Genomic DNA, 8,160 nt, shown 5'->3' with positions numbered 1-8,160 from the left:
GATTTCACCTCCCACAAAGTCGAAGACACCTAAAAGGTCAAAATACCTCTTTAAACACGCAGTTTCTAGGAATTTGCCTTGGCAAAAACTAGAAACTATTAAACGTGCACTCTGGTGACTTTTGTTCACATTCTCTACTGAGGTTATTGTTATTTTCTTTTTTTTATTTTTTATCTATACATTACAATAAAAAACATCTTAAATTATCTTTTATCTAAGATTTTTTTAAGATGTTTTTATAAAAAATTATTGTAATTTTATGGAATTATTTTGATAATAATATTTCTTCAACTTTATTTTGTACACCTTCTATTGTAAAAATTTTTCCTGATAAAACTTCTCGAGTTAAATTCATTTTTAATCGTAATAATTCTTCTTTTGGAAAGTCTCCTTCTAACATTAGTAAAACATTATTAATATATTCTTTTGCAAGAGATAAAAATTCTTTAGTTAATAATTGATTTTTATTATACTTTTCTTTTTCGTCTTCTTTAGAATTTTCAATATCTATAATTGAATTAGAATTAAAATAATCTATTTCATCTAAATAATTCAAAATTATACTTTTTTTTCCTGCATTAAAAGCAATCTTTTGTATTTTTGTATTTGCACCACATATTTTTATATAATGCTTAAATGCTTTTTCTTCAATTTCACTTTTTTCTTCTTCTGATAATAATTCAAACGATGTTTCTAATCTAAGAATTTTATCATTATCTATTGTTGATTCAATATTAATTGAATTATTTAAATTTTCAACTTTAGTTACTGAATTATTTAACATAATTTTTTTAGAATCCGTTAGTTTATTTTCATTTTCTAAAGTAATATCCCTTGCCCAATCATTTTCTAAAGCTTTTAAAAAAAAGGCTCTTGGACTTGTTAATTTTTTTTGTCTATTTAAATAAATTATTGTAGCCCTTACTTTTTCTTCTCCATATTTTTCGATAGTATCTGCTAAAGTTTTAGGCATAGACTTTAACTTTTTTGCTACATTTGGTAATTTATTAAATAATTCTTCTATCAAATCTTTTGTTATAATTATTTTTTCTAACTCTTCTTTTTCATTTTGTGTAAGTGTATCATGCTCTGTTGCAGATATTGTTAATTGAGTTGATATAGTTTTAAAATCATTAAAATCATCAAAAAATCTATCTTGTTTTTTTTCAGCAGAATCCTCATAAAAATATATTTCTATTTCTGATTTTTCCCATGTACTATCTTTTACAAAATTAAATTCTTTTATTAAATTCTTTATTCTTAATTCATTTAAATTATTTTCTAAAACTTTTATAGTATTATGGGGGTTTTTAGGATTAAATTTTAATGGAATTCTTTTTATTAAAAAAAGTGTGTCTATTCTTAAATAAAGATCATGATATCTAAGTTTTTCTATTAACATATAAATTGTACGAGCTGTACTTGTATCTATATCTAATAAAATATCAGAATTATAAACCATATATCCTTTTGTCATTATATTGTTATAAAAATGATCTGAAACAGAGATTTCATAAACTTCTTTTATTCTATTATCTCCAATTTGTTCTTTTAGATTTCTATTTTTTCTATCATCAAGTTTAATAGTTTTAAGTGAAAGTATTGTTGTTTCTATCTCTTGAGTTAAAATAGATTTATTTATAGATGAATACATTGTATTTTTAAAATTATAATTTGATGTTGCTAATCTTGATAAACTTTCTTTTATTCTTTTCACATAATCTTTAGTAGTTAATTTTAATTCTTTTTTTAACTCTGCTGCTGTTATAACAAATCTTCTTGGCATACCTTTATTTTTCATAACTTTCATTAAAGCAATAAAAACTTTTTCTTCCAATTCTCCTGGAATATAATCTCCAGCTTTTGGTGTTACATTTATATAAGTATCTCTATTTTTATTAAAATAATATTTTACAATTTGATTTACTTTTCTTCTTGTATTTTTAGAAAAAAGTGGATATTGTATAACATTCATATCAACACGAACCAAAGATTTATTTTTAATAAAATCTTCATCTACATAGATATTTTCTTCTACTATCTCTGTTTCAGGTGTATCTATAACTTCTTCTTCATACCACTTACTCATTAATTTATCTCCTTAAAAATAATTTAATTTTTACACTTAATAATGGGGGTAATTTTAATTTTTTACATATTTTAACATACTTTTCTGTAAAAATACATGAATTCTTCTTAAAAATCATTATTTTATAACAAAAAATATACCTCATTAATACGTGAAGGAAAATATATATTAATAATATACCCCACTAATACGTCCAAAAATTTCAAAGCACCTCATTAATACGTGTGAAAGCCCCCACTAATACGTAAAAAAGACCTCACTAATACGTGTGAAAGCCCCCATTAATACGTATAAATAGTCCCCACTAATACGTGGTTCTTTAAATTCAAAAACCCTAATGAAATCAAGGTCTAGATATCTATTTTTTACACTTTTTTTTGTACACAACAATATAAACAATATATAACAATATAAACAACTATAAACAATGTATTTTGATAAAAAATAAGAATAGCATAGTTGCAAATTAATACAACATTTTATGAAAAAACTTTCAAATATTTAAATATATAAATTTTGTTATAATAAAATGATACAATAATTTATTAAAAAGGAGATTAAAATGAAAAAAGTATTATTATTTTTATTATTATTATATTCTAATATAACTTTCAGTAAACAAAATTATACATTTACAGAATTTAAAAAAAAATTAGAATCCCAATATATAAACTCTAATATAAATAAAGAAAACATCGAAGTAAAAAATATTACTCTAGAAATTGTTAATAAAAAACCATTTGTAATTTTATTTATAAAAAGTGAGTTTAATAATATTTCTTTAGAAAAAATAGAAAAAATTTCGACTAAAATTGCAAAAGATATAAAAAAATATTTTTCTTTAAAAGAAAATATTAATATAAATGTAATTATTTGTTTTCCTGAAAAAAAAATTAAAATATTAAAACAAGGAAAATATTAAAAAATAAAAAAAACTTCCTTTTGGGGAAAAGGAAGTTTTTTTATAACACGGGGGAGTGTTAAAATAAAAAGATTTAAATAAATTTTGGGGGGTATTAAATTTACTTAATCATCGGTTTCAACTAATAATACCATATTCGAACTAAAATGTCAATGATGTTTTTTTTTAGAAATTATATTTTTTTAAATTTCAAAATAAAACACCGTATAAAAACAAATGTTCGTATTAAGAAAAATTTAAAAGCTAATTTATTTTTTTAATACTTAAATAAAAACAAAATTAAAAAAAGCTTGATTTTTTATAAAATTTGACTTATGATTCAAATATGATAAATTTAATTTTGGGGATGGTGAATATGAGTTTAATATTAAACAGATTACAAAATATGGATAAACAAAATATATTTGAAATCAAAAAAAAGGATCGTTTAAAACAAATAGATTATTCTACTTATATTTTAAAAATAAACTCAAATACATTTTTAATTGCAAATTCATTAATAGACTTTTTAAAAAGAAAAGAAAAAGATATAAAAATATTAGAAGTTACATTAGAAGAAGTTTCCAGATTAATAGAAAAAAAATTATCAAAAAATTATGAATTTATGGGAATATATAATCCTAATTTTCCCAAATTAATAAATTAAAAGTTAAATAAAGAAGGGAAGCATATGGTTGAATTCAAAAATAAAAATGATATAAAATATATAAAAGTTAGACTTGATGATTATGAAGAAACTTTTTTATTAGAAAGCAAATTGACAATAAAGGGAATCCAGGTTAAAGTAAAACAAAGCTTAATAAATGAAAAAATTTTTAAACCTATAAAAGAAATTAATGTTATTTCTTTACAAGAATTTAAGGAAAAAAAAATAAAAGAATATATTAAAGTAAATAGTTATACAGCAATAGGTATTCATGTAAAATGGGCTTTAAGCAAAAATACTAAACCTATAACAAAAATCGAAGAAATATTTGAAATATTAAATGATGTAAATGCTTTTTATAATGATTATGAACTTTTCTTTAAAACATTTGGATCAATACAATTTATAAATTCTAAATTAAAGCTAGATATAACTTTTAAAAATAGTGAGGAACTATTTTACTTTATAAAAAAACATTTTAGTCTATGTTAGAAACCATTTTACATGTAACACATGTGTTACATGTAAAATAGAAAAAAATTAAATGGAGGATATTTATGAAAAAAATATTTAGTTTGATTTTATCTTCATTTATATTATGTTATTTTTTATTTGATATTAGTAAAAATAAAGAATTAAAAAAGATTGAAAATAAATTACCATATGAATATAATTTAAAAAATAAAAAAGTAAGCACTCAAATGATGTATGAATATAGCTTAAAAAAAACAAAGGAAAATAACAAATTAAATTATGAGTATATTCAAATAAATTCGACAATAAAAATGGAGAAATAAAAAATGATTGTTGAATATGAAGCACCTGAGGTTAAAAAATATGGCCTAGAATTTATTTTAAACAATAAGCCACTTTATGAAATAATAGCAGATAAAAGAGAACTTCTTAATTCTTCTAAACTTATTGAAAGGTGTGAAGAGTTTTCAAATGCTGATTTTAAAAAAAATTTAAATGTAAAATTCAAAATGACTATGGAACTTTGGCTATAGAAAATCCTAAGGATGCTAAATTTCATGCAAGTATTTTAAAAGCATGTCTTTTGAACTTCAAAATTACAAAGAGTTTGTTATAAAAGTTTTTAAAATGAATAATCTTATGCTTTGAAAAGTGTAAATGTTAACAAAGCTGCAGTTCTTTATAAAGAATATGGAAGAATCTATTTTAATAAAGAGAATTATATATTACTTCCACAAAAATTTAAAAATTTAAAACTTTTTTAAAAAACTTGATGTCTAAATATTATAAGAAGTGTTAAAAAGTAATAATATAATCCCCCCAAAAAAGAGTCTCTATCCCCCCTCAGAGGCTCTTTTTATTTTTTATAAGTAAGCCTAAGAATATATTAAGTAAGTTATAAAGAGAAATAATATAGCAAATAGAATGGAAAATACAAAAAGTCCGACGATCGGACTTTTTGTATTTGGATTTGAAAGCAAAAAAGAAAGCCTCTTGGGGAATAGAGGCTCTCTTTAGGGGCTATTGATTTACTGTAATCATATTTTGGTGCATTTTATTCATGTGGTTAGCTTTGATTTGATAAAGCTCATTATTTAATTTTTCAACTTTTTTCATATCTGGATTTGAAGTATTCATAATTTTTCTAATTTGTAATTGCTTTTCTTGCATTTTTATCATATCGTTTTGCATCTCTTGTCTTAATTCAGGAGACATATTATTCATCATATTTCCATTCATATGAGAACCACTTGTCATTCTATGTCTTCCATTTATCATTCCACTTCCCATAGAACCCATTGTTCCACCCATTCTTGCAAAAGATACTGCCGATAAAACTAAAACTCCAGCTAATAATAATTTTTTCATTTAAATCACTCCTATTTTTATCTAATTTTTTTATTTTTTCTTTAAGATTCTAGTAAATTTAGACTTCTTGAACTGCTTTACAATTTATAGTATCAAAGATTTGTTTCAGATTTATGTCATTATTTTTATTTTTGTATTTTAGAAAAAGTCCGCTGAGCGAATTTTTTACATGGCGGAGATTGCAGCTAGAAGATAAATAAATATATTTCCACCTAAACTTTAAAAAAATTATGGTAGATAATATGTCTTTCATAGTTGCGAGCTTATTTGGCTGTGGCCTTGGGCACGAGGTCCTAAGACCGAGTAGAGACCCATCCCAAAGCGAGCCTCTTGAGTTAGCAGTAAATATATTTTATCTTTAATTTTATTTAGTGATTATGTATAATCATATTTAAAGATGTCATTATTTGTAAGATGGATTATAATTAAGTAGATTAATAATAAAATATTTATAAAAAAGGGAGCATCAAAAATGAAAAGATTATTAGAAAAAATATCGAGCTGTGAAAATATAAAAAGATGTTTAAAGGGAGATTCCGCAAATCCATGTTACAAAATAGTTACAAATTAAGATAAAGAAAACTTTCAACTACCGGAACCTTAGAATAGAGATTTACAAAATGCTCCTATTATAATATTAGGTTCAAATCCATCAATAAATGAAGAGGAAATGTATCCAGATAATTCTTGGAGTATTGATGAAAAATTTAAATTTCATTCAGAAAGATTCTCAGGAAAGTGGACTAAAGATCAAAAGTATGTAATGCTAAAAGATGAAAGTTATGATATTAAAGCTGTTAGATTTCGGAGTAGTGTAAAAAATAGGGTTAAAGAAAAATTAGGAAAATTTTTATAAAAAATAATGCTTGGAGAAAATCTTGAAAATAAAAATAGAAGAAAAGATATTACAGTTAAAAAGTGTTAATTTAGACTTTATAGATATAAGTTTAAAAGATTTATTTAAACTAAAAAATAATAAAACTCTTTTAGAAACTTTAAAGCATAAAAAATATCAATCGATAAATTTAGAAGGATTTAGTGATGAATTAAAAATGCCTTTAGGATTATTTTTAGAAAGTTTAAAAGCTAAAGGAGATGAAAAATATAAATTATTTTTAAATAAATATGGTGATGCAGAATATTGTAAATTTAAAATAAATGATAAAGAGATTTGGAAATTAAAAGGAATATATTTTTATGTTTTAAATAATGAAATTGTGTATACAGGAAGATGTTGTGACTCATTTTATAAAAGAATTAATAATGGATATGGACGTATAAGTCCAAAAAACTGTTATAAAGATGGTCAACAAACAAATTGTCATATAAATAGTTTAGTGAATAAATATCATAAAAATATAAGTTTTTGGATTTATCCAATGATTAATGTAGAAGAGATAAAAGAATTGGAAGTTAAATTAATTAAATATTATAATCCTAAATGGAATATATCGTTAATTGATAAAAGTAATTTAAAGGAAGAAAACTATGAATGAAATTAAAAATAAATTAGAAAAAGATCTAGAAATATACAAAGTTATAAAAGTTAAATTTGAAGATAAAAACTATGAAATATATTTTAAAGATATTCTGCCTAAAAAAACAATAGTTCTTGATGAAAAGGGAAATGAATATTTTGGAATTGCAAGAAAGTTGTTGAGAATAAAAGCTTTAGAAATTAATTATCCTGGAGTTGATGAGGAAGGAACAATATATAATAAAAGCAAAGAATTAATAACAAATTCTTATTTTAGAAAAATATATAAAATGATAAATAATGAATAGTAATTTTTTCTTTCATAAAAAAATGTAGGGGGACTTGGTCCACCCCTGCCGCTCTTCCCCCCAAGCCCACCTTCAGGCATCCCCCGTTTAAGGTACTCCATTTTTGGTGGGACCGCTCTTAGGAATATCTTATTCCTTTCCCTCATTTTGCTCCTTCTGGGATAGAATCAGGCTCTTTTTTACTGAGGATGATAAATTATTCTAAATATATATTAAAAATTCAAATACATTTTTTTACTTATCTCACTAAATCCTTTTTTTTCATAAAAGGAAATTGTATTTGTGTTAAATGAATATACTGTTAATTCAATTCGATTGATATTTTTCTCCTTAGACCATTCTTTAACTTTTTCTAATAAAAGATTTCCTACTTTTTTATTTTGATGCTCATTTTTTACAGCTATGTTATCTAGTTGTACCCATTTACGTTCTTTTATAACAGGATGATCTATAGATTTTGCTATAAAACATTCAGTAAATCCAATAATTTCAGAGTTGTATTCTGCTACAAATAACTCTCGGTTAGGATCTTCAATAAGATCTTTTATATCAGATTCATCTCTAGAAGAAATTAATGGTTTTTTAAAAAGTTCAGGATGATTTTGAAGATGTAAATTATCTAACTCATCGTAAACTGAGCAAAGAGATATATAGTCTTCAATAGAAGCTTTTCTAATATTAATCATTATTACTTACCTCCATAAAAAAATTAGTTATAAATTTGTGATATTATACATTAATTTTAAATAATTAGCTATAAAAATACAAAAAATAAAAAAGTAGAGGGCAACCATCACAAATCCCTCTACTCACTGTTGAATATAAACCGTTCTAATAACCTTAAATCTTGTAACTATTGTCTTAAAAAAACTTTCT

General features: G+C 22.9%; 11 protein-coding genes. 8 read left to right on the top strand and 3 right to left on the bottom strand.

Annotated features, from left to right (window positions below):
- Positions 1-265: 265 nt before the first annotated feature.
- Positions 266-2,089 carry a hypothetical protein gene (locus NON08_RS13380; RefSeq protein WP_256692119.1) on the bottom strand — a complete coding sequence of 608 codons (1,824 nt, stop codon included), beginning with the start codon at positions 2,087-2,089 and terminating at the stop codon, positions 266-268.
- Positions 2,090-2,651: 562 nt separating this feature from the next.
- Here NON08_RS13380 and NON08_RS13375 point away from each other — a divergent pair.
- From NON08_RS13375 to NON08_RS13355, 5 genes are all read left to right on the top strand, one after another.
- Positions 2,652-3,011, top strand: coding sequence for a hypothetical protein (locus NON08_RS13375; protein WP_256692118.1), 360 nt, complete (start codon positions 2,652-2,654; stop codon positions 3,009-3,011).
- Positions 3,012-3,366: 355 nt separating this feature from the next.
- Positions 3,367-3,657 carry a hypothetical protein gene (locus NON08_RS13370; RefSeq protein WP_256692117.1) on the top strand — a complete coding sequence of 97 codons (291 nt, stop codon included), beginning with the start codon at positions 3,367-3,369 and terminating at the stop codon, positions 3,655-3,657.
- A gap of 24 nt (positions 3,658-3,681) precedes the next feature.
- On the top strand, positions 3,682-4,149 hold the full coding sequence (locus NON08_RS13365) for a hypothetical protein (RefSeq protein WP_256692116.1): 468 nt from the start codon (positions 3,682-3,684) through the stop codon (positions 4,147-4,149).
- Between the two features lie 65 nt (positions 4,150-4,214).
- Positions 4,215-4,454 carry a hypothetical protein gene (locus tag NON08_RS13360; protein WP_256692115.1) on the top strand — a complete coding sequence of 80 codons (240 nt, stop codon included), beginning with the start codon at positions 4,215-4,217 and terminating at the stop codon, positions 4,452-4,454.
- Between the two features lie 3 nt (positions 4,455-4,457).
- Positions 4,458-4,664 carry a hypothetical protein gene (locus tag NON08_RS13355; protein ID WP_256692114.1) on the top strand — a complete coding sequence of 69 codons (207 nt, stop codon included), beginning with the start codon at positions 4,458-4,460 and terminating at the stop codon, positions 4,662-4,664.
- Positions 4,665-5,151: 487 nt separating this feature from the next.
- On the opposite strand, the gene NON08_RS13350 is transcribed toward NON08_RS13355, so the two are convergent.
- On the bottom strand, positions 5,152-5,499 hold the full coding sequence (locus tag NON08_RS13350; RefSeq protein ID WP_256692113.1) for a hypothetical protein: 348 nt from the start codon (positions 5,497-5,499) through the stop codon (positions 5,152-5,154).
- Between the two features lie 670 nt (positions 5,500-6,169).
- Here NON08_RS13350 and NON08_RS13345 point away from each other — a divergent pair.
- The 3 genes from NON08_RS13345 to NON08_RS13335 are packed head-to-tail and all read left to right on the top strand — an operon-like array spanning position 6,170 to position 7,284.
- Complete coding sequence (locus NON08_RS13345) at positions 6,170-6,355, top strand: hypothetical protein (RefSeq protein ID WP_256692112.1); 186 nt, start codon at positions 6,170-6,172, stop codon at positions 6,353-6,355.
- A 22-nt stretch (positions 6,356-6,377) separates the two neighbouring features.
- Entirely contained in the window at positions 6,378-6,995 is a 618-nt protein-coding gene (locus tag NON08_RS13340; protein ID WP_256692111.1) for a hypothetical protein, read from the top strand.
- Positions 6,988-7,284, top strand: coding sequence for a hypothetical protein (locus NON08_RS13335; RefSeq protein WP_256692110.1), 297 nt, complete (start codon positions 6,988-6,990; stop codon positions 7,282-7,284). Before NON08_RS13340 ends, NON08_RS13335 begins: the two co-directional genes overlap by 8 nt.
- A 212-nt stretch (positions 7,285-7,496) precedes the next feature.
- Here the strand turns inward: NON08_RS13335 and NON08_RS13330 are convergent, their stop codons facing one another.
- Positions 7,497-7,970, bottom strand: a complete 474-nt coding sequence (locus NON08_RS13330) for a GNAT family N-acetyltransferase (protein ID WP_256692109.1) — start codon at positions 7,968-7,970, stop codon at positions 7,497-7,499.
- Positions 7,971-8,160 lie beyond the last annotated feature (190 nt).

It is taken from the genome of Cetobacterium sp. NK01, assembly GCF_024506395.1.
GTDB lineage: Bacteria > Fusobacteriota > Fusobacteriia > Fusobacteriales > Fusobacteriaceae > Cetobacterium_A > Cetobacterium_A somerae_A.
Note: the sequence above shows the minus strand (reverse complement) of the source record. Positions and strands in the feature narration are given on the sequence as shown.